This window comes from Halomonas sp. DQ26W (assembly GCF_003339685.1).
In the GTDB taxonomy this organism is placed as follows: domain Bacteria; phylum Pseudomonadota; class Gammaproteobacteria; order Pseudomonadales; family Halomonadaceae; genus Halomonas.
On sequence record NZ_QPKI01000017.1, the window covers coordinates 36,081 to 56,223 of the forward strand.

Genomic DNA, 20,143 nt, shown 5'->3' on the forward strand with positions numbered 1-20,143 from the left:
CCAAACGCAATGAGGCGACCTCAAGTCGTCTCATTCGTTTCACGTGGCTTCACGTGGCGTGTCTCCTGTCGCTTGGCTTCACTTGAATGGCAAGCGACCGGTACTTGTCGTCAGGACGCCTTCTTGGACAGGTCCAGGCAGAGGCGGGTCTTCACGAAACCCTCGAGAACAGTGTGTTCCGCCAGCTTCTGCTTGATGATGACCGTCAGGGCGGGATAGAGCGCCGGGATGGCGCTAGCGTCGCGCAGGTGCCGGTGGAACCGCAGCGAGTAATCGGCATCGGTCACGGCCTGGCCCAGGATGTCGTTCGCCATATCCGAACTGCAGATAAAATAAAGCTTGGCGGCATCTGGCTGCACGCCACTGGTGGGCAGGTCGGTGAGCCCAAATTGACGGCAAACACGCTGTAGCACCTTGATGCGCGTCTCGCACTGGATCCCCAGCGATGCCATCAGTCGACTCACTGCCGTATCGAAGGTCAGGAAGCTGAAGGCAAGCTGCCGATAGCGGGCTAGCTCGGCCTTTTCATGGGTCTCGGCCAGGGTCAACAATTCATCCAGTACCAACACGAGCCTGGCGATCTTCGTTTTGTTTTCAGGCATGGCAGTGTCCTCTAAACGGGTGGTAGTGGCAGCTCCCTTTGAAAGAAGGAGACTGGCGACCTTATCGCCCGTTTTACATGATTTACATCAAGTGCCGCGACGCTTTGTGGCGTTGTGGCATCGATTCCATTCGCAGGGTATGAAGAAAACCATTATCACCATCCCCTTTGCCCGTTGGTGGATTACGGCTTTCGTCTGACACGGCTCTGAATTCCCACTATAGACGTGCATTGCAAGACCTGCATGGCGATGGGTGAAACGATTGTTTGAATATTTGCCTGAATAACGCCAAACCAAAAAAAAGCGCTTGAATGGGAAGGCGATAGCAAAAGGAAATTTTTTGTGACCGAGTGCTGCTCTCTTTTACAAATCACCTGACGGAGGTGCTCCTCAAGCGACCGAGAGAGCACAACGGGCTAGACTGAACGATGATCGATCTGCCGCCGGATCAGCGAGCGGTGTGGTAGCAGCAGCCTCTGGCGAGTGTCAGACTGTCTCTCGTACCGCCATCTTGCTAGACTGCCCCGTTGATCGAGTCTTCCCCGAGAGGCCAGCCCCGCGTGAGCGAGACGCCCCAGACGGATGCGCCTGAACAGCGTGACATGCCGGATGCCGCGGTTCCAGCGGAGGCCTTGGCGCGACTGTTCGACGAGCCGATCACCGAGCTGCCGGATGACCTCTACATTCCGCCAGAGGCGCTACGGATATTCCTTGAGGCCTTCGAAGGGCCGCTGGACTTGCTGCTATATCTGATTCGCCGCCAGAACCTGGATATTCTGGCCATCAACGTGGCCGCCATCACCCATCAGTACATCGAGTACGTGGAGCTGATGAAGGCCATGGAGATCGAGTTGGCCGGGGAGTACCTGCTGATGGCCGCGATGCTGGCCGAGATCAAGTCACGCACCCTATTGCCGCGCCCGGCCAAGGCGAACGGCGACGACGACGAGGACGACCCACGGGCCGAGCTGATCCGGCGCCTGCAAGAGTACGAGCAGCTCAAGAGTGCTGCCGAGGCGCTGGCGGAGCTGCCACGGGTGGGGCGCGACTGGTTCCCGGCCCGCGCCGCGCTGCCACCGTTGCAGGCCCGGGTGCTATACCCTGATGTGGAGCTCGATGAGCTGCTCGGTGCTCTGGCTGGTATCTTGCGGCGTGCCGAGCTTAACCAGGTGCACCATATTGGTCGCGAGACGCTCTCCACACGAGAGCGGATGCTGGCGATCATGGAGCACCTGACTCATCAGCACTACACGCCTTTCGAAGCGTTGTTCACTTTGGAGGAGGGCAGGGCTGGGGTCATCGTCACCTTCATGGCGATTCTGGAGCTGGCCAAGGAGGCGATGATCGAAATCGTGCAGAATGCCCCGCTCTCGCCGATCCATGTGCGCGCCCGGGCGCCACGAGAGGAGGTCGATGAGACGGCCTTTGATGATGAGGGAGCCGATGTCGAAAGCCCCTTCGATGTCGAGAGTCTTTTTGAAAAGGCGGTCGACATGCCGAAGGGGGGTGGGGTATGAGCGCCATGGAGCTGCCCGACAGCCTCGACGAGATTCTCGAGGCGGCCCTGTTGGCAGCAGCGGAACCGCTGTCGCTGGAGCGTCTCGAGAGCCTGTTCGACGACAATGAGCGACCACCGCGTCGTGCGCTGCGTGAGGCGCTGGTGCGCGTCGAGGGGCGCCACGTGACAGGCGCCATGGAGCTGATCGAAACCGCTTCCGGTTATCAGTTGCGTATCCGGCCGCGTCTCTCCCCTTGGGTGTCCCGGTTATGGGAGGAGCGCCCCCAGCGCTATTCACGGGCGCTGCTCGAGACCCTGGCGCTGATCGCCTATCGGCAGCCGGTGACCCGCGGCGACATCGAGGAAGTGCGGGGCGTGGCGGTGAGCAGCTCGATCATGCGCACACTGACCGAGCGCGGCTGGATACGAGTGGTCGGCCATCGGGACGTGCCCGGCCGGCCGGCGGTCTATGCCACTACCCGCTCCTTCCTCGACGATTTCGGACTCAAGACGCTGGATGAGCTGCCGCCCATGCATGAACTGAAAGGGGTGGCGGAGCCCTTCTTCGAAGATGAAACGCCGCCGCCCAGCCCCATTCTGGCCCAAGCCGACGAGCCGGTCGATGAGCCGGTCGATGAGCCGGTCGATGAGCCGGTCGATGAGACAGAGGAGCGCCCTGGTGACGGGGACGAGGCAGGTGCTGACCCGATGAGCACTGAAGCGAACAAAAGCCAAAAGAAAACAGCGCTGGCGGCCAGGAAGCAAAGTGGTGAAAATCACGACACGACGGCCGGGATGGCCGACGTAACACACGCCGGGAAGGCGTCCGACAGGCCCGGGCTGAGCTTTGCCGATCTGGAAGCCCGCCTGGCCGAACGTGCCCGCACCAGCGTCGATGATGACGGCGGAGCGGGGGCGGAATTCACACCTGATGAGACATCTGACGAACCATGACGACCACCACGGAAAAACTGCAGAAGGTACTGGCCCGTGCCGGGCTGGGCTCGCGTCGCGAAATGGAAACCGCCATCGCGGCCGGTCGCATCAAGATAAATGGCAAGCTGGCTACCCTCGGCGACCGCATCGAGATGCGCGACCGGGTCACCTTCGACGATCGCCCTGTCACCCTGCGTGGCATCGAGGAAACGCCGCGGCGGGTGATCATGTACAACAAGCCGGAAGGCGAGCTGTGCACTCGCAAGGATCCGGAAGGACGTCGTACCGTGTTCGAACGCCTGCCACGCTTGAAAGGCGAGCGTTGGGTCGCCATAGGGCGGCTGGACATCAACACCAGTGGTCTGTTGCTGTTTACCACCGATGGTGAGCTGGCCAACCGCCTCATGCACCCTTCCACGCAGGTAGAGCGTGAGTACGCCGTGCGGGTCATGGGCGAGGTTAAGAAGGAGCAGGTCGTTGCTATGGTCCAGGGGGTCATGCTCGAGGATGGCCCCGCACGATTCACCGATGTGCAGGAGTTCGGCGGTGAAGGCATCAACACCTGGTTTCATGTGGTGATCACCGAAGGCCGCAACCGCGAGGTACGGCGCCTTTGGGAATCCCAGGGACTGACGGTGAGCCGCCTGAAGCGTGTGCGTTACGGCAATATTTTTCTCGACAAGCGGGCCAAGGCCGGTGAGTGGGTGGAGCTCTCCCAGGCCGAGATCGACGACCTGGCGGAGAATGCAGGCCTGGCTTCGCGCAAGGTGCCGGAGCTGACGCCCGACGAGAAGAACCGCTGGAGCCGCGACAAAAACAAGCGCCGGCCAGTACAGGCGATGCGCAAGCCAAAGAGTCCGCGCGACCGTTGAGCCGGTTGGCGTAAAGCTAGCGGATAGGCTGCTAAAAACCCCTTGCTTTCAGGGGGCTGGATGGGTAACATCTGCCCCCGTTCGGACGGGTCGTTAGCTCAGTTGGTAGAGCAGTTGGCTTTTAACCAATTGGTCGTAGGTTCGAATCCTACACGACCCACCATCCGTACCTGTAAGCTTGCACGCGAGCATCGGGTCGTTAGCTCAGTTGGTAGAGCAGTTGGCTTTTAACCAATTGGTCGTAGGTTCGAATCCTACACGACCCACCAGACATCGGTTTCAGCGAAGCTCTGGAACCCAACAAGAAAGGGCCCATCAGGGCCCTTTCTTGTTTCTTGACGTTTTGCTGCTGTCTCCTTAATCCTCCACTCGTATCCGGCCAAGGCTATAGTCGCCGCCATGATTGGCAAGCACGAAGCCCTGAAAGCCCTCGCGAAAACTTTTGTCCCGTGCCTGGATGACACGTCGTCCGTCAATGCTGATTCGCATCTCGCCGTTCTCGGCGCGGCTCCAGGTCAGGGTATGGAAGTTGCCATCCTCGAGGTTGATTGACCCATTGCTGCTGGCGATCACATCGCTCCCGTCGCTGGTGACCCTTGTCAGGTTGAGGCCGGGCCGCGAATCGGGGCGATAGACCAACCGATACCCGCTGCCCGGACGGTTGCCCTGAAAGACCCCCATTTCGAGGCTCCCCTCTTGCTTGCGGGAAGCCAGGTCCAACTCCATTTCGAAGGCGTTGCGGATCGGTGCTGCGACGAAGATCCTGGCAGTTTCTGCGGCTGCCGGTACCGCTTGGGGTTGAACATTACCCGTCTGTTCGAGGATCAAACGCAGCATGGCCAGGCCGACGTCCTCGGGCCGGTCGGAGCGCAGGCTCGGTGCCGCTGGGGCTCTCTCCTCCGCAATCTCGACAGTGCTGCGCAAACCGTTTCGATCGATGCTGAAATCGCCGCTGAGCACCGTCCAGGCAGGATTGCGACGGTAGTCGCCGTCGTTGAAGTCGTCCTGCAAGGCAACACGAGGTGAGGTCGTGGGTGGCGGCGTGGTTGCCGTTACCGCTACCCTCTCCGTCTGGCGCAGGCGTCTGAGCAGGTCAGCCGTGGCGTGGCCGTCTTGGGCCATATCCACGTCGGCCTGATACTCGCGTATCGCGTTGCGGGTCCGGCGTCCCATTACGCCATCCACCGGACCGGCGTCATAGCCGAGTCGATTGAGCTCGCGCTGTACTTCGACCACGCCTTGCCGACCCGACAGGGTCTCGATGTCGGGTCGCGATGGCGGTGTTGCCTGTGAAGAAGGTGCCTCTTCCGGCTGCCAGACACGCGCCGCCTGTTGCGCCTCGGCGATTTGCTGAGCGGTCATTCGTTCGGCAACCGCATCACGAGCGCTTCCAGCATGGCGGTGGCCCCGGGAGGCAGACAGGTTGTACCACTTGTGAGCCTGCACGAAGTCCTGGGGTGTTCCACTACCGGCCTCGTGCAGGCGGCCCAGCATGTATAGAGCGTCGGCATCGCCGCTTCTGGCTGCTTCGCCGAATACCTGCAGTGCCTGTTGATACTCCTGACGTTCGTAGTGGCGCATGGCCTCGGTGTAATCTGCGCTGGCCAGTCCGATGTGACTGAACAGCAGAAGCAGGAGCATAAGTCCTTTGATAATGATCACGGGCATCTCCAGTGAACATAGGCTGCATCTTCGAAAAGCAGCCCCTGGGCCTCACCGTGCTGCCTTGCCCCTCGACTCGCTCCTCATTGTCTCAGCGAAGACCGAGTACGGAGAGGATCACCAGCACGATGACGATTGCACCTACGATATAGACGATGTTGTTCATGAAGTGTACCTCCGTGGTGCATTTTCCTGCTGCAGGATTCTGCGGGTTGGTTCGTGTCTTGATGGCGTCGCACTCCTTGCGACGCATAGCGTAACTCCCTGTACAGGCTTTTCCATGTTTTCCATGCCACGCTCATACAGAGAGTATGTCTTTGTCGGATATCGGTCTGTGCGGTGGCGTACATTCGACTAAAAATCGAAAAAGAATTGCGGCGAGTGGAAGGTTCGATGCTCACTTGGTTCGGTTCGCCGCCGCCGGATTGGCAGGGTGTTCATCTCAGCCGTGAAGCACTGATGCCCGTTTCGGCCATTCCGTTTGGTGTGGTACATGGCCATGTCTGCGTTGTGCATGAGGGCATCAGCATCATCGGCATCATCCGGATAGAGACTGATACCGATGCTTAGCGTGATGAGGAGTTCATGACCCTCTATACGGTACGGCCTGCTCAGGACGGCAAGCAGTTTTTCCGCAACCTTGGTGGCGTCTTCTGGCTTCCTGATCTCAGCAAGCAGAATCGCGAATTCGTCGCCACCCTGCCGGCAGACGGTGTCGATGTCGCGCATGCAATCGCGAAGACGACTCGCCACCGCCTGGAGCAGGCTGTCACCCACGGCATGGCCGAGCGAGTCATTAATGGGCTTGAAGTCATCGAGGTCAAGATAGAGCAGGGCGACCAGGTGTTGGTGTCGTCGGGCCAAGCCAATGGCTTGGGAGAGCCGTTCCGTCATCAACGCGCGATTGGCCAGGCCGGTGAGTGCATCATGCTGTGCCAAGTAGGCCATCCTCTCCAGCATCACCTTCGACATGGAAGCGTCGCGGAATACGATGACGGCGCCGGTGACACGACCGTGTCGGTCATGGATGGGCGCCGCTGAATCCTCGATTTCGAGCTTGCTGCCATCCTGGCGGACCAGCGCGCAATCCAGGGAGAGGTCTTGCACCCTGTTTTCCTCGATGGCCCTGTGTGCGGGGGTGACGATTCTGTGATGTGTCTTGCCATCGACAAGATGGAGCACACGGGAAAGTGGCTTGCCGATCGACTCCAGTTCCGACCAGCCTGTTAAGGTTTCAGCCCTTCGGTTCATGTAGGTGATAGTACTCTGATGGTCGATAGTCATGACGGCATCACCAACGGCGTTGAGGGCCACCCGCACCCATGGCTCCTCAGCATTCAATCCTGCTGCGACGTCCTGTTTCGAGGCGGTAGTCTGGGCGCGGTCTTGCAGCACCGGCTCTGCTGATCGTAAAGGATATAAGGTGTGTAAGGTGGCGGAAGATCGCTGTTGAAGAAGCGGATTGTCCCTCATGCTCTTAGCCCGCGATCGTACATTTTCCATGGCCCGCAGGCCCCAATGCTGGACAACAGCGGCGTAGTCCATTGCGGTGCTCGAGCCCGAGAGACTGGAGAGGCAATCATTAGAAATGTTGGCATTACCATGAGTCGAATTCCTTTTCGCCTGTGTGTAAACCGGATGGTGCGGCATTGCTTGACCCTGGCCGGGTGCTTGGCCACTATCCTGCAAGCTTAGTGGCGTGACGATGTCGATTCTGTGCGCTAGCGTACATAGAATTGCTTGTTGCTGAGCGTATGTCGGCGTCTGGGATGGGAGCGTTGTAGGGCAGTCTGCTGCCTGTCTCTTGCGGTGTCGGGGGTGGTTAGCCCTCGATAGCCTCGTATCGTCAACTACCAACGGCAATTTTTCTTTTTGTCTCCCATGCTCGGGGAGCTTGCCCGAAACAGGAGTGTCAGTCATGCCCCTGCAACGTGATCTCCGTCAGAATCACATACTGGCGGCCCTGCCGAGGGATGAGTATCAACGCTTGGCCCCTCACCTCCAGCGGGTGGATTTGATGCTGGGGGAGTCGCTGGCAGAGTCGGGAGAATTGATTCGCCATGTCTATTTCCCGCTAGATTGCATCGTATCGCTACTGTGCGTCATGGAAGATGGTGATTCTACAGAAATTGCCGTCGTTGGTGCTGAGGGTGTCGTCGGCATCTCGCTGTTCATGGGCGGTGAAAGCACTCCGAGCCGAGCCATCGTGAAGAGTGCCGGCAGCGCTTATCGCCTCGAGGGGCAGTTGCTGAAGGCCGAGTTCTATCGTGCGGGACCCTTGCAGGTTCTGCTGCTGCGTTACACCCAGGCACTAATCACCCAGACGGCACAGACTGCGCTGTGCAACCGGTATCACAGCCTGGATCAGCAATTGTGTCGCTGGCTGTTGTTGAGCCTTGATCGCTTGCCGACCAATGAATTGGTCATGACCCAGGAGCTGATCGCCAACATGCTCGGCGTCCGTCGAGAAGGCGTCACCGAGTCGGCCGGCAAGCTGCAGAGAGCCGGTCTGATTACCTACCATCGCGGACACATCAGCATTCTCGACAGGCCCGGCCTGGAAGCGCGAGTCTGTCAGTGCTACGCGGCCGTCAAGAGAGAGTACGACCGCCTTTTGAACTAGCAGCGTCCCGGCTGATGGCTGCTAGAGCAGAGTTTGCTCTGGCTGTGTCTCCTGGCGCACCGACGACATGGATGTGGGCATGCCATTGTTCGATCAGCGGTCTATAGGTAATTCCCTGACCCTTCTCTGGCTGCCGTCGATATCGGAGCTCAGGAGGCTGTCGGACTTAACGCTGAGCTACTGCGAAATCCGGATTTTCGGCCAACATCATTCGATCTGTTTCATTAAAGAGGCCCCCTATTCGCCTCATCAGATCAATAAACTTGACTCGAAACCCGAATCTCTCGCTACGATCGGTCAAATCCGACAACCTCCTAGTGATTGCTTGCCATGTGTCCACGGCCGATGTTTTCAACCAGGAGCGCGCACATGAAGCCTTCCCCCTCCAACCCGATGACTAACCACCTTATCGACAGCTTGCCGCATCAGGATAGGGTATCTTTACTTGCCGACTGCGAGGCCATCGACCTGGTGTTCGGTGAGGTGATCACCGAGCACGGCGGGCGGATCCAGCATGTCCATTTCCCACTCGACAGCTTCATTTCCCAGATTGCCAACCTGAGTGAAAAGGAGCAGTTGGAAGTGGCGATGGTCGGCAGTGAAGGAATGTTGGGGACGCCCCTGATTCTCGGGGTCGATGTGTCACCCTGTCTTGCCCTGGTACAGGGTGCAGGGCCGGCACTGCGCCTGCCGGCGGTCGCATTTGGCCGTCACCTGGAGCAGAGCCCTGCGCTTCAGGCGTTGTTGAAGCGCTATCTTCATGTGGTCATGCACCAGTTATTCCGGGTCGTGGCATGTACCCACTTTCACCAAGTCGAGGCTCGCTTGGCGCGCTGGCTGCTGATGACACAGGATCGCGCGCACTCGGACCAACTGCATCTTACCCACGAGTTTCTGGCCATGATGCTGGGGGTTCGTCGGGCCGGCATCACCCTGGCTGCCATGGCTCTTCAGGCGCGAGAACTGATCCGCTATCACCGAGGAGACATCGTGGTGCTGGATCGGGTGGGTCTGATCGAGGCCTCCTGCGGTTGCTATGCCTCTGATCGTAGCCTCTACCGTCGGGTCATCACCAAAGGAAGCACAGCATGAAATCGACTGGCGCCTGTGCAGAGGCGGCAGCCGAAAAATCATGCGGGTACGCCGGAGGCGCGGTAGCACTGAGATACTGGCTCAGCAGGCACCGTCGCCTTCGCTGTCGTGCCAGGAGGCCTCTTCGCTTCGCTGGCTTTTGGCGTCCTCCATGTCGAGCGTTACCGGCGTCGCTTCAGTGACGAGTATAACGCGCCAGTGACAAAGGCGATGCCAATGGACATTAATGGATTCTCGCGGACGTAGCTGCTCACGCGTTCGAGGGCATCATCAGCCCGTTGACGTCCATGAACGGCAACCTCGCGAACGCGCTCTTCGGCGTGAGACGCTTGCTCGCGAGCATACTCCTCGGCCTTGCCAGCGGTTCCGGCAGCCCTGTCCACAGCTTCATGAGCCTTGCCGGCAACCTGATCGATGGTCTCGTGTCCGCTTGCATTCGTCGCCATGATCGTATCCTCCTTGTTGGTGTGTAGATGTCGGGCCCCGGGTGAAGATGACCTGTCAGGTATGACGCTCTTCGTCGCCATTGGTTTCTCTGGATATCTTCTGGTCGAGTTCTTCAGGCCAGATCATGATGTTCAGACAGCGGGGCACGTCGTGTCACCGCTGTCTGTAGCTTAGATCAATCGCACTCGTATTCGGGCGAGTTCCGAAGTATTTTTACATCATGTTCTTGTAGAGCAAGGGTTCGTCATAATCCATGGTGTGCTCTATGTGATCCCAGCCCAGTTCAACGCCTCGTGCGCCAATCTCCGGGAAGGCATCAGTCTTCACCACGACGCCGACGATATGCGGTGCCCGAGTCTCGTGAACGCCGTTTCAGCTTGGGGCTGATCGCACGCTTGTCGGTACGCTACGACACAGAATTGCGATCCTGTGACGCAGTGCCCCTGAGCCTGGTCTAAAAAAATGATTACGTATAAGTTGGACACCGCACAGACCAGCCCCCGAGTTACAATTATGATTACATTACCACCCTGTTCTTACATGTGTTCATAGTGAGAGGCAGAGTTTAAATTACGCAGTCATCTGGAGGTCAGCATATGAACAAGGATCAGGTCAAAGATAGTGCGGGAAAGGATAAGGGTAATGCCAAGGAGTTTTCCGACAAGGTAAGCGACGACAAAACCACGGAGCAGAAAGGTGATGCTGAAAAGCATGGTGACGAAGATGGAGTTGTGTTAGATAAAATCAATGACGATGCCAAGAAGGCAAAAAAATGAACCATTCAACGATTCAATCTGATACTAGTCATGTAGTCGCCGATGATTTGCAGGCTGGCGCCGTGTTGCTGAGCGCCTCCACCATAACAGGCGACGATGTATATAACATGCAGGATGAGGAACTTGGCAAGATTCATGATGTTATGCTCGATGTGGCCGAGGGAAAAATATGTTACGCAGTCTTGGCATCGGGCGGTTTTTTGGGCATGGGTGATCGTCTGTTCGCTGTTCCGTGGAAGGCCTTGAAGCACGACAAGGCAAACAATCGGTTCATGCTCGATGTAAATGCTGAGCGATTAAAGAACGCTCCGGGATTCGACAAGGGTCAATGGCCGAACATGGCTGATGCCAGTTGGAATTCGACCGTCGAGTCCTTCTATATCAAGTGATTTAAATGATCAGCAGGCCGAATGCGGAAGGTCCGGCTAGCAACGCCTACCTGGACCAACCGTGTTGCCGAGGCCATGTGGCATGGACTTTCCTCATGATTTAAGATCCTTGCGCAGAGCCTGTTCCAATTCCTTGGTTTCGGTGATGTCGAGAAGGGTGATAACTACGCCGTCAATCATGTTGTCCAGTCGGCGATAGGGCATGATGCGCACCGTATACCAGCGGTCGTCGGTGGTGGTGATCTGTTTTTCGGAAAATGCCAGGGTACTCAGGGTGTTCAAGGCGTCGTCCATCAGCTCTGGATACTGCAGGGAGGTGGTGAGGTCGCTGAGTGGGCGGCCGAGATCGCCTTTGCGGATGCTGATGATTTTTGATGCCCGGTCGGTGAAGCGACGCAGATTCAAGTTCTGGTCGAGAAACAGAATGGCGATCTCGATGCTGTTCATCAGGTTATTCATATCGCTCTGAGCCAGGGCGAGGTCGTCGAGCTTGGTCTGCATTTCCGCATTGATGGTTTGCAGCTCCTCGTTCATGGACTGCATTTCCTCTTTCGAGGTGGTCAGCTCTTCGTTGGTTGACTGCAATTCTTCATTGGTCGATTGCAATTCCTCGTTGGCTGACTGTAGCTCCTCCTGGGAGGCGCGGTTTTCCTCGCGCAGCGTCTGAATTTCGTCCTGAAATTGTTGCAGCTCGGCTGCTTGGACCTGTTGCGCGGCTGTTTTCGATGGGTTCTTGTTGCCCGAGCGGGCATGGGCCGAGGCGATGTCGCGGAATACGATCATCTTCATCCCGCGCAGGGCGGTGGGTTCTCGCAGCGCTTGAACGGTGACATCAACACTTTGAATGCCACCTCCGGGCAGCTGCACCTGCAGGCTTTGAAGTTGCAGCGGTTCGCTCTGGTTTGCGGCCTGGCGTAAGGCTCTGGCAATGGGTGTGCGCAGGCCTTCGCGCACCATGGCGTGAAAATTCCAGTTGGCCTTGCCGGCGGCAGGTTCCAGGTACTTTCCCGTGCGCCCGCTGATATAAACGACATCACCCTCATCGTTTACCACCACCGCGGCAGGGGCGTAGACCTGCAGCAATACCTGGTCGGCTGCCGCTTGCAGGTTGTCGGTTTTCTGGGACGATGTGCTGCTGGATGACACGGGATGCTCCTTGGCTATCCAGGATAGGGGTGGAAACGACTTTATCGGCAAGCGCGTTTCGCTGCTGTGGGCGCTATCCACGCGCTGATAGAATCGCAGTTTGGATTGCATGGGCGCAAACAGCTTAGTGTGGCGACCAACCGTTTCTGAGCTGCCAAGCAACAGCACACCCCCGGTGCGCAGGCTGTAGTGAAACAGGGGAATGAGCTTGCGCTGCAAGCTATGATCAAAGTAGATCAGCAGGTTGCGGCAGGAGATAAAGTCGAGCCGGGTGAATGGGGGGTCAAGCACCACATCCTGCTGGGCAAACAGCACCAGGTCACGGATATCGCTGTTGATCCGGTAGCCGTCGCCGTGGGGTGTGAAGAATCGCGCCAGGCGTTCCGGCGAGACGCTGTTGCTGATATTCGCGGGATAGTGGCCGCGGCGTGCCGTGGCAATGGCGTCCGGGCTCAGGTCGGAGGCAAAGATCTGCAGGGTGACGTCATGAGCTTGTGACAGCTTTTGCCGCACCTCGGTGAAGATCATGGCCAGGGAGTAGGCCTCTTCGCCAGTTGAGCAGCCTACCGCCCAGGCACGCAGGTGGGGCTCTCTGGGTTGTCGCGCCAGCAGTTCCGGCAAGGCGGTGTCCGCCAGATACTGCCAGACCGGGGCATCGCGGAAAAAACTGGTCACCCCTATCAGCACTTCCTTGAAGAGCAGGTCGATCTCCTGAGGGTTGCGCTGCAGATAATCTGCGTACAGCGCCAAGGTGGCGATAGCGTGGATCGCCATGCGCCGCTCAATGCGCCGGTGCAGGGTACTGGGCTTGTAGAGGGAGAAGTCGTGCCGGGTTCGCTGTTGAAGTAGGTAGAGAATGCGTTGCAAGGGTGTTGATTCCAGCTCGGGTTCTGCCCCTGGTTCGGCCGAAAGTCCATCAGGAGTGCCTAACTCGGGCACCTGTTCAAGGCAGCTCAGGATGCGCGCGGGCAACTCACCAGGTGGGGCAATGATATCGACACAGTTTGCGGCGATAGCGCTTTTTGGCATGGCGTCGAACTGCGCCGAGTCGGGCTGTTGTACCGCCGTCAAGCCGCCGACGGCCTTAATCGCCTGCAGACCCAGGGTGCCATCGGAGCCCATGCCCGATAGAACCACCCCGATGGCTTGCTCCCCCTTGGCGCTGGCCAGAGAAGAAAACAGCACATCAATGGGCAAGCGCAACCCCCTGGGTTCCATAGGCTGTGCGAGGTTCAGTAGGCCATCGGCAACGCTGAGTTCCGTATTTGGTGGAATCACATACACGCAGTCCGGCTCAATGGTCATGCCCTGGGTGACTTCCCGTACCGACATTGAGGTGACGCGCTGGAGTAATTCGGTGAGCAGCGCTTTATGGTTGGGGTCGAGATGCTGCACAACCACATAGGCCATGTGGCTGTGGGGTGGGACACTGGCAAGAAACTGTTCCAGCGGCGCCAGGCCACCAGCGGAAGCGCCAATACCCATGACGCGCGCGGTCACCGGGGGGGTGACCGGTTGTTTGGTGAGCGTCAAAGCCTTCATAGCACAGACTGGTTAATCGGGGTTACTCCACAGGTGCGCAGGGGGAGCAGGCCAACAGGATGTGCTCGCCCCCTGGGAACATGGATGCTTGAAATTGCAAGTGCAGGGTGACCTGTGCGCCCCCGACCGCCCCGGCTAGGCAGCGATCCCTGACACCGTTCTGGGCGACACGCTGAAGCATGCCAAGCAAGAGTGGCCGGTTTTCCGGGTTGATAAAGGTGTCGATGCGCTGTCCTGGCAACGCATCCTGGCCAACGTCAAATAGCTCGGCTGCGGCTAGGTTACCTTGAACGACAGCACCACCGGGGTCAACGACAAAATAGGCTATTGGTGCGTAGTCGTAGAGTGCTCGGTAAAGTCCGAGGTCCTCCACGAGTGTCTGCTCATTGGCGGCAATTGCCTCGTTCTGCAAGTCAAGTTCCACCTGGTGGACCTGCAATTCGTGAAGCAACTTAAGGGCATCTTGCGCCTTGCCGGGGGTGCTGGACAGCTGATGTAGCAGGCGTAGAGCGTCAACGCCCATCGACCAGTGGCCTGACAGCGGTGTCGTGCCCGCTTGCAGCTGAGCCTCAGCCTTGCCTCTCAGTGTCGTATAGACATTGAATTCATCAATGGTTTTGGGCATGTGGGCTCCAGTCGTACTTTCCGAATATAGTTACCATTGTAGCTTGCCACGACGAGGATTAGTATATGGATTTTAGGTATTTTCTGGGTGCGCTAAATTTTCTAGGCGTTTAAACGATTGGCACTGAGAGCCTGATAGGATCCATTCTAGATGGTTAAGTGGCAACTTTGTGTCAACGATAGGCGCGATAATACTGATCGCCGTCGTAAACTTGTTTCAGCACGGTAAAAAACGCTCATAAATCAGCGATTCATATCCTCTTGTTTAGTTGGTGTGGCAACACGCCGACGCGGCTATTTTCGCCGATTTTTTCCTTGCGTACCCTTTGCTCGCCGACTTTTCAACAAAGCCTCGGAGTCTGTCGGTTTTACCGATCTCGCAGTAGATCAGCGTTAAGCCCGACGGGCTCCCAATGTCTGGTAGCGCACAGACGCTACGCCGAAACCTTGCCAATTTCTGATTAAAAACGCGTCGATTGGAATGAGCTAGCCAACGGGGCCTTCATGGGCAATCGTGCGATTCGTGTCGTTTCTTAGCTAGCCTTGCAAATATTATCGATCGTGCCGGGTCGCACGCTTGAGGCCACAAATAAAGATAAAGACACATTGAAGAGGGCAACCCGATGAACAACGCTACCGACACCAGCAGAGATGGTCTTCGCCACGATGACGACCAACATGACGGAACGAAAAACCCGGAGCAACTGGAGCGCGAAGTCGGCCAGGCGCGTGCCCGCCTCGGTAGGACCGCGAGCGAGCTGTCTGATCAGCTCTCTGCCGGTGAACTCATTGACCAGGCCTCGGAATGGCCCGCGAACACGGTGGAGAGTTTGGTCGCAACCTGGCTGCCCTGGTACCGCCGACCCAGATGGAGGACGACATGCTCGGCGACGCGAGAGATCGTAGCGTCGATTCGGCTATGTCTGAAGCCGCAAGTAAGTACCGCAAGGTTCGCGAGTCGGTGCGGTTGGAATAATACGCTCCTGTGGCAGATACCGCTTCGAGATGATCGCGTTGAGTCGGTTGCGCTCAGCGTGTTAACGCCCCGAAGCGGCTATCGTCGCCGGGTGGCGCTGCCTGATGCACGCGGCAGACATGAATCCTGAGGAGGCTACGGTGGACTTGAAAAGCGGATATCCATATTGGGCGGTCAAGAATGGTCTGATGTATGCCTTCCCGCAGGTTCATGCTGATCTGAACTGCGACGTGGCGGTGGTGGGGGCGGGCATTACCGGCGCGTTGATCGCTGATGAACTGGCCGCTCATGGACACGATGTCGTCGTACTCGATCAGCGCGATGTGTGCTGGGGCAGCACATCAGCCAGCACCGCCTTGCTGCAGTATGAAATCGATACCCATGCAATAGATCTCGCCAGGCGCTACGATCAGGCCTCGGCGCTGCTTGCTTATCAGTCCAGTTTGAGCGCGATCAGCGAAATCGGAGCAGTCGCGCATGCGGTCGGTGATGTCGATTTCGCCAACTGTGAAAGCTTGTACTACGCCAGTAATCGCGCGGATCATCCACGCCTGGCTGACGAATTTGCCTGGCGGAAACAGTACGGATTTCCGGTTCGCTGGCTGAGCCGTGCCGCACTCAAGGATGAGTACGGACTGACTGCACCAGCCGCAATCCTCAGCTCGGTGGCGGCTAGGGTTGATCCCTACCGGCTCGCTTCACGATTGCTACGCAGAATGCAGCGACAGGGCACGCGCGTGTTCGATCGCACACAGGTGAATTCCATCACAGCAACCGCAAAATCGGTAAAATTGGTCACCGACAGAGGCATGTCGATCAGGGCGAAGCACACAGTGATTGCCAGCGGCTACGAATCCCAACGCTGGTTGCCCCAGCGTGTCGCAAGGAATCTCAGCAGCTATGCATACATCAGCGACCCCGTCGATCCTGGCGAGCTGGGTTGGTTGGCAAACACGATGCTGTGGGAGTCTGCGCGGCCGTATCTGTATTTGCGCAGCACCGGCGATGGACGGCTGTTGGTGGGGGGTGAAGACGATGACCGGGACATCCCGGCGCGCCGGCACCGGTCGGTCGATCGCAAGTCGGCTAGGCTACATCGCAAGGTATCCCGTTTGTTCCCCCACATTCATGCACGACCGGCGTTTGCCTGGGCTGGCACGTTTGCCGAAACCTGCGATGGGCTGCCGCTGTTCGGTACTCATCCAGAGCATGGGCCGCGCATCCTATTCGCGCTGGCTTATGGTGGCAATGGCATCACCTACAGCATGCTGGGCGCCGGATTGCTGCGAGCACAAATCGAACGCCGCCGGCATCCATTGTCTGCTTTGTTCTCCTTCGCACGATTGAATCGTCATTGACTGGGTCGGCAGCAACAAGATGGAGCAGTCGCAGTTGGCCGCGATGCAGGCCGCCAGGGTGCAGCTGCATCGATATCGACCGCTGAACTGGTATAACGTCGGTCGGATGAACAATCGCACTCATCGCCGGCTGCTGGTTTTCGATGGCCGCATCGGGTTCACCGGAGGGGTAGGCATTGCGGATCAGTGGACGAGCGCCTGTGGCCACGTCAGCCGGAAATCATGAGGGAACGTCGGCGATGGTCGCGTTGCGATCCTGACTCACCAGTTCGTCGTAGCCTTCAGCGCCGCGGTAGGCAGCAGGCTCGTCGAACTCCTCGCGGGGAGGTGTTGCAAGTGGTGCTTCGGGCAAGCGTTCCGGTTTGAAGGGATAGCCGTGCTGCTGTTCGCCTGGCTCGCGATCGGGCAGGCGCGTGAGTTTCCTGGAAGCAGTCGTGGGAGCGGGAGTGTGTTGGATTGGGGATGACATGGTGGCCTCGCGTCGCTGTCCCGGCATTCACGAAGTCGTGAAGCATCGGTTGCCTGATTGTTTCAGGCGGTCAGGCCGCTGTCGGTGCGCTAACACACCGTCGCAACTCATACCGCAAGTGCCTCGAGCGCTCTTGATCTTGCTGGACGAAGCCCCCATTCTATTTGTATGTCACTTTATCTGGCCGGAGCTGGTCGATACTGCACCGTTCTGGTCTAGAATGAGTGGATAGGTCGAGATAGCGAGAGACGCAATCTGGGCCCCAGGCGCATCGCCTGCACGGATCGTGCAATACGCGATGTACCCGATACATGCAGGGGGAGCCCCTGCCAGTCACAGTGGTAGACACGATGACGATCATGACTTCCCGAATCGAGGTGCGTGAACACCTCGCCCGCGCCTACTGCCCGACCCGTATTCCGGCTCAGGACGAGGTTCGTATCGACGAGATCAAGCATTTGCTTGAGCTGCACAACGCGGTGCTGGTAGCCCACTATTACACTGACGACGCCATTCAGCAGCTGGCCGAAGAGACCGGCGGCTGTGTTGCCGATTCGCTGGAAATGGCCCGCTTCGGCGCTCGCCACGAGGCTGATACCCTAGTGGTAGCGGGGGTGCGCTTCATGGGCGAGACGGCCAAGATCCTCTCTCCCGAAAAGCGCGTGCTGATGCCCACGCTGGAAGCGACCTGTTCGCTCGACATCGGCTGTCCAGCCGACGCGTTCAGCGCCTTTTGCGACCAGCATCCCGATCGCACCGTGGTGGTCTACGCCAATACCTCGGCGGCGGTGAAGGCTCGAGCCGACTGGGTGGTGACTTCTTCCATCGCGGTAGATGTCATCGAGCATCTGCAGGCTCGTGGCGAGAAGATCCTGTGGGCGCCTGACAAGCACCTGGGCGGTTATATTCAGCAGAAGACCGGCGCCGACATGCTGATGTGGGATGGTGCCTGCATCGTCCACGATGAGTTCAAGGCCAAGGGCATCGAGGACCTGAAAGTGCTCTATCCTGGGGCAGCCGTACTGGTGCACCCGGAGTCGCCGGCCTCGGTGGTTGAATTGGCCGACGTGGCTGGCTCAACCTCGCAGCTGATCAAGGCGGCCAAGGAGCTGCCCCACGACAAGCTGATCGTTGCCACCGACCGCGGCATTTTCTTCAAGATGCAGCAGATTGTGCCGGAGAAGACCCTGTTCGAGGCGCCCACCGCTGGCAATGGTGCGACCTGCAAGAGCTGCGCCCACTGCCCCTGGATGGCGATGAATGCGCTGGACAACCTGGCCGGCGCCCTGCGTGAAGGCAGCGGCGAGATATTTGTCGACGACGCCCTGCGCCACGCCGCCCTCAAGCCGCTGGAGCGCATGCTCAACTTCCAGAAGTGACGTTCTCTACTGCTCAGTACGGTTCTCGCAGTTGCCTCTGAGCCAGCGGCGCCGGGGACAGGCCAAAGCGGAGGTCATCCTTCAGGGATGAAGGATGTAGCGCCCAGGGATGGGTTCACAGCGCCTCCGCGATGGCCTGTCGACGGAGAAGCCGCGGTCCTCGTTAAAACTTTTCCATCGTTTCCCGATAACCCACGAAGTCCTCACGCCGCTGTGCGATGCGCGCCGCGGCGTTGCCATCGCCACTTCGCTCGGCAACCTGCTTGGCCACGTCCAGCTGGCGAATGGCCTGATCGATGCTGCCGGTCAGCTGCATGTGCTCGGCTCGGGCGAGATGCCCCCAGGCTTCACGATCGCTGCGGCCAGCAGCGGCAGCGAGCAGGGTGAAGACCTGGGGATCCTCCGGGCGTCGTTCGGCCAGATCTCGCAAGATGCGATATGCCTCGTTGGGGTCTCGTTGCAGCAGTGCTTCGCCCATGATGCGGGTGGCAGGCATGTAGCCAGGCATTAGTCGCAGCTGGCGCCGGCTCCGTTCGATGGCATCATCGTAGCGTCCGGCATCGAAGGCGACCTCAGCGGCGCTGGCTGGAATCATGGCAAGGTCGGGAAGTTCGCGGGCCAGGCCATCCAGGGCGCTGAGGGCGTTGTCGATATTGCCATGCTGGGCCTCGACAAGTGCATCGAGGTAGCGTCTGGCCGAAGCCGGGGCGCCGTCCTGTGACAAGCGGGTGACGGCCTGTTGTGGGTCGCGCTGATAGATTGTCAGCAGGGCACGGGCGCGAATCAGGTGATAGGCCGGACCGGCATTACGTGAGCCGGCGGCCTCTAGCTGCACGGCCCGCGATTCGGCATCGCTGATGCGCGACTCGGTCAACGGGTGGGTGAGCAGGAACTCCGGTGGGTTGCCGCCCTGGAGACTGGCCTGGCGCTGCATGGCGCGGAACATGCGCACCATGGCCTGGGGGTCGAAGCCGGCCTCTGACATGGCCTGCAGGCCGATGCGATCGGCCTCCTGCTCGAAGCGCCGGGAGTAGGTCAACTGATCCTGGATAAAGGCAGCCTGGGAGCCCATGGCGGCGGCGATGCCGGCATCGCCACCGCCGCTGGCGGCGATCAGCATGCCTGCCAGCATGGCCGCCATGGCAGGAATCTGGGTCTGCTCGGCGCGAGCCTGGCCGCGCGCATAGTGGCGCTGGGAGAGGTGTCCGAGCTCGTGGGCCAGCACCGAGGCGGCCGCGTCCTCTTCGTCGGCGAAGGCGAACAGGCCGGCGTTCAGGCCGATGACACCGCCCGGCACGGCAAAGGCGTTGAGTGTGCGACTATCCACCAGGGTCACTACCGTACGGGAGCCGTCGACCCCGCTGTGGGGAACCAGACGCGCCAGCAGCGACTCCACATAGTCCTGGGCGATGGGATCTTGCCACTGAGGCACTCGGGCGCGGAACTGGCGCAGCCAGGCGCGACCCAAGCGATACTCTTCACCACTCACGGCCTGGTTGCCGGTCGTAAGGCTGGGCAGACCATAGTCATCCGTGGCGCTAGCCGGACCGGTCAGGGCCAGTGCCAGCACCATGGCGCTGCCGGTCAGGAAGGGGCGGATGTTACGCAGCATGGCCAACCTCGTCATAATGGGCAGTCGAATGCCTATCCGACATTGATTCGACCCGTAAAGTGCCTTTAAATCTCAAGGGTTTTGACGTTCGTTGCAAGGGAGGCGCTGAACAAATCGACGAGCGAGATGAAGCGCAAGGC

20 protein-coding genes, 2 tRNA genes and 1 pseudogene are annotated in these 20,143 nt (G+C 59.0%); 14 read left to right on the top strand and 9 right to left on the bottom strand.

Going from position 1 to position 20,143, the window contains the following annotated elements:
• Positions 1-110 precede the first annotated feature (110 nt).
• The gene (locus DU490_RS10440; protein ID WP_114574232.1) at positions 111-602 is read right to left on the bottom strand and encodes a hypothetical protein; all 492 of its coding nucleotides are present in this window, start codon (positions 600-602) and stop codon (positions 111-113) included.
• A gap of 560 nt (positions 603-1,162) precedes the next feature.
• On the opposite strand from DU490_RS10440, the gene DU490_RS10445 reads away from it, so the two are divergent.
• From DU490_RS10445 to DU490_RS10465, 5 genes are all read left to right on the top strand, one after another.
• Positions 1,163-2,119 (top strand): segregation and condensation protein A, encoded by a 957-nt coding sequence (locus DU490_RS10445; protein ID WP_404872845.1) that lies wholly within the window; start codon positions 1,163-1,165, stop codon positions 2,117-2,119.
• Positions 2,116-3,054, top strand: a complete 939-nt coding sequence (gene scpB / locus DU490_RS10450) for an SMC-Scp complex subunit ScpB (protein ID WP_114574234.1) — start codon at positions 2,116-2,118, stop codon at positions 3,052-3,054. Before DU490_RS10445 ends, scpB begins: the two co-directional genes overlap by 4 nt.
• Positions 3,051-3,908 (top strand): 23S rRNA pseudouridine(2605) synthase RluB, encoded by an 858-nt coding sequence (rluB, locus tag DU490_RS10455; protein ID WP_114574235.1) that lies wholly within the window; start codon positions 3,051-3,053, stop codon positions 3,906-3,908. Before scpB ends, rluB begins: the two co-directional genes overlap by 4 nt.
• Before the next feature lie 87 nt (positions 3,909-3,995).
• Positions 3,996-4,071: transfer RNA gene (locus DU490_RS10460), tRNA-Lys, on the top strand.
• A gap of 30 nt (positions 4,072-4,101) precedes the next feature.
• A tRNA-Lys gene (locus DU490_RS10465) sits at positions 4,102-4,177 on the top strand.
• Between the two features lie 88 nt (positions 4,178-4,265).
• On the opposite strand, the gene DU490_RS10470 is transcribed toward DU490_RS10465, so the two are convergent.
• The 3 genes from DU490_RS10470 to DU490_RS10475 form a co-directional block, all read right to left on the bottom strand.
• Positions 4,266-5,570, bottom strand: coding sequence for an SEL1-like repeat protein (locus DU490_RS10470; protein ID WP_181870015.1), 1,305 nt, complete (start codon positions 5,568-5,570; stop codon positions 4,266-4,268).
• A 91-nt stretch (positions 5,571-5,661) separates the two neighbouring features.
• A complete protein-coding gene (locus DU490_RS17195; protein WP_181870016.1) occupies positions 5,662-5,823 on the bottom strand; it encodes a hypothetical protein in 162 nt (53 codons plus the stop codon).
• Positions 5,824-5,924: 101 nt separating this feature from the next.
• The gene (locus DU490_RS10475) at positions 5,925-7,115 is read right to left on the bottom strand and encodes a diguanylate cyclase domain-containing protein (protein ID WP_181870017.1); all 1,191 of its coding nucleotides are present in this window, start codon (positions 7,113-7,115) and stop codon (positions 5,925-5,927) included.
• Positions 7,116-7,488: 373 nt separating this feature from the next.
• Between DU490_RS10475 and DU490_RS10480 the strand changes: the two genes are divergently transcribed.
• Both DU490_RS10480 and DU490_RS10485 read left to right on the top strand, forming a co-directional pair.
• Positions 7,489-8,193 carry a Crp/Fnr family transcriptional regulator gene (locus DU490_RS10480; RefSeq protein ID WP_114574238.1) on the top strand — a complete coding sequence of 235 codons (705 nt, stop codon included), beginning with the start codon at positions 7,489-7,491 and terminating at the stop codon, positions 8,191-8,193.
• A gap of 369 nt (positions 8,194-8,562) precedes the next feature.
• Entirely contained in the window at positions 8,563-9,285 is a 723-nt protein-coding gene (locus tag DU490_RS10485) for a Crp/Fnr family transcriptional regulator (protein WP_114574239.1), read from the top strand.
• A 161-nt stretch (positions 9,286-9,446) separates the two neighbouring features.
• On the opposite strand, the gene DU490_RS10490 is transcribed toward DU490_RS10485, so the two are convergent.
• Positions 9,447-9,731 carry a YqjD family protein gene (locus tag DU490_RS10490; RefSeq protein ID WP_114574240.1) on the bottom strand — a complete coding sequence of 95 codons (285 nt, stop codon included), beginning with the start codon at positions 9,729-9,731 and terminating at the stop codon, positions 9,447-9,449.
• A gap of 597 nt (positions 9,732-10,328) precedes the next feature.
• Between DU490_RS10490 and DU490_RS10495 the strand changes: the two genes are divergently transcribed.
• Positions 10,329-10,508, top strand: a complete 180-nt coding sequence (locus tag DU490_RS10495) for a CsbD family protein (RefSeq protein ID WP_114574241.1) — start codon at positions 10,329-10,331, stop codon at positions 10,506-10,508.
• Positions 10,505-10,897 (top strand): PRC-barrel domain-containing protein, encoded by a 393-nt coding sequence (locus tag DU490_RS10500; RefSeq protein ID WP_114574242.1) that lies wholly within the window; start codon positions 10,505-10,507, stop codon positions 10,895-10,897. Before DU490_RS10495 ends, DU490_RS10500 begins: the two co-directional genes overlap by 4 nt.
• A gap of 93 nt (positions 10,898-10,990) precedes the next feature.
• Here the strand turns inward: DU490_RS10500 and DU490_RS10505 are convergent, their stop codons facing one another.
• Both DU490_RS10505 and DU490_RS10510 read right to left on the bottom strand, forming a co-directional pair.
• The gene (locus tag DU490_RS10505) at positions 10,991-13,585 is read right to left on the bottom strand and encodes a chemotaxis protein CheB (RefSeq protein WP_114574243.1); all 2,595 of its coding nucleotides are present in this window, start codon (positions 13,583-13,585) and stop codon (positions 10,991-10,993) included.
• 22 nt (positions 13,586-13,607) lie between these two features.
• The gene (locus DU490_RS10510; RefSeq protein ID WP_114574244.1) at positions 13,608-14,210 is read right to left on the bottom strand and encodes a PAS domain S-box protein; all 603 of its coding nucleotides are present in this window, start codon (positions 14,208-14,210) and stop codon (positions 13,608-13,610) included.
• A 139-nt stretch (positions 14,211-14,349) separates the two neighbouring features.
• Here DU490_RS10510 and DU490_RS17630 point away from each other — a divergent pair, with 139 nt between their 5' ends.
• The 4 genes and pseudogenes from DU490_RS17630 to DU490_RS10525 all read left to right on the top strand — a co-directional run bounded on the left by DU490_RS17630 (position 14,350) and on the right by DU490_RS10525 (position 16,543).
• Positions 14,350-14,451 carry a GlsB/YeaQ/YmgE family stress response membrane protein gene (locus DU490_RS17630; RefSeq protein WP_114574269.1) on the top strand — a complete coding sequence of 34 codons (102 nt, stop codon included), beginning with the start codon at positions 14,350-14,352 and terminating at the stop codon, positions 14,449-14,451.
• Between the two features lie 381 nt (positions 14,452-14,832).
• Positions 14,833-14,997 (top strand): annotated as a pseudogene (locus DU490_RS17635) (DUF3618 domain-containing protein); the annotation flags it as partial.
• Between the two features lie 17 nt (positions 14,998-15,014).
• Complete coding sequence (locus DU490_RS17450) at positions 15,015-15,185, top strand: hypothetical protein (RefSeq protein WP_258801604.1); 171 nt, start codon at positions 15,015-15,017, stop codon at positions 15,183-15,185.
• Between the two features lie 140 nt (positions 15,186-15,325).
• A complete protein-coding gene (locus DU490_RS10525) occupies positions 15,326-16,543 on the top strand; it encodes an FAD-binding oxidoreductase (protein WP_114574246.1) in 1,218 nt (405 codons plus the stop codon).
• A 220-nt stretch (positions 16,544-16,763) separates the two neighbouring features.
• On the opposite strand, the gene DU490_RS10535 is transcribed toward DU490_RS10525, so the two are convergent.
• Positions 16,764-17,012, bottom strand: coding sequence for a hypothetical protein (locus DU490_RS10535; protein WP_147270456.1), 249 nt, complete (start codon positions 17,010-17,012; stop codon positions 16,764-16,766).
• Positions 17,013-17,362: 350 nt separating this feature from the next.
• Here DU490_RS10535 and nadA point away from each other — a divergent pair, with 350 nt between their 5' ends.
• Positions 17,363-18,391 (top strand): quinolinate synthase NadA, encoded by a 1,029-nt coding sequence (nadA, locus tag DU490_RS10540; RefSeq protein WP_114574248.1) that lies wholly within the window; start codon positions 17,363-17,365, stop codon positions 18,389-18,391.
• A 163-nt stretch (positions 18,392-18,554) separates the two neighbouring features.
• On the opposite strand, the gene DU490_RS10545 is transcribed toward nadA, so the two are convergent.
• Positions 18,555-20,003: a M48 family metalloprotease gene (locus DU490_RS10545; protein WP_114574249.1), complete on the bottom strand. Its 1,449-nt coding sequence runs from the start codon at positions 20,001-20,003 to the stop codon at positions 18,555-18,557.
• Between the last annotated feature and the right edge of the window lie 140 nt (positions 20,004-20,143).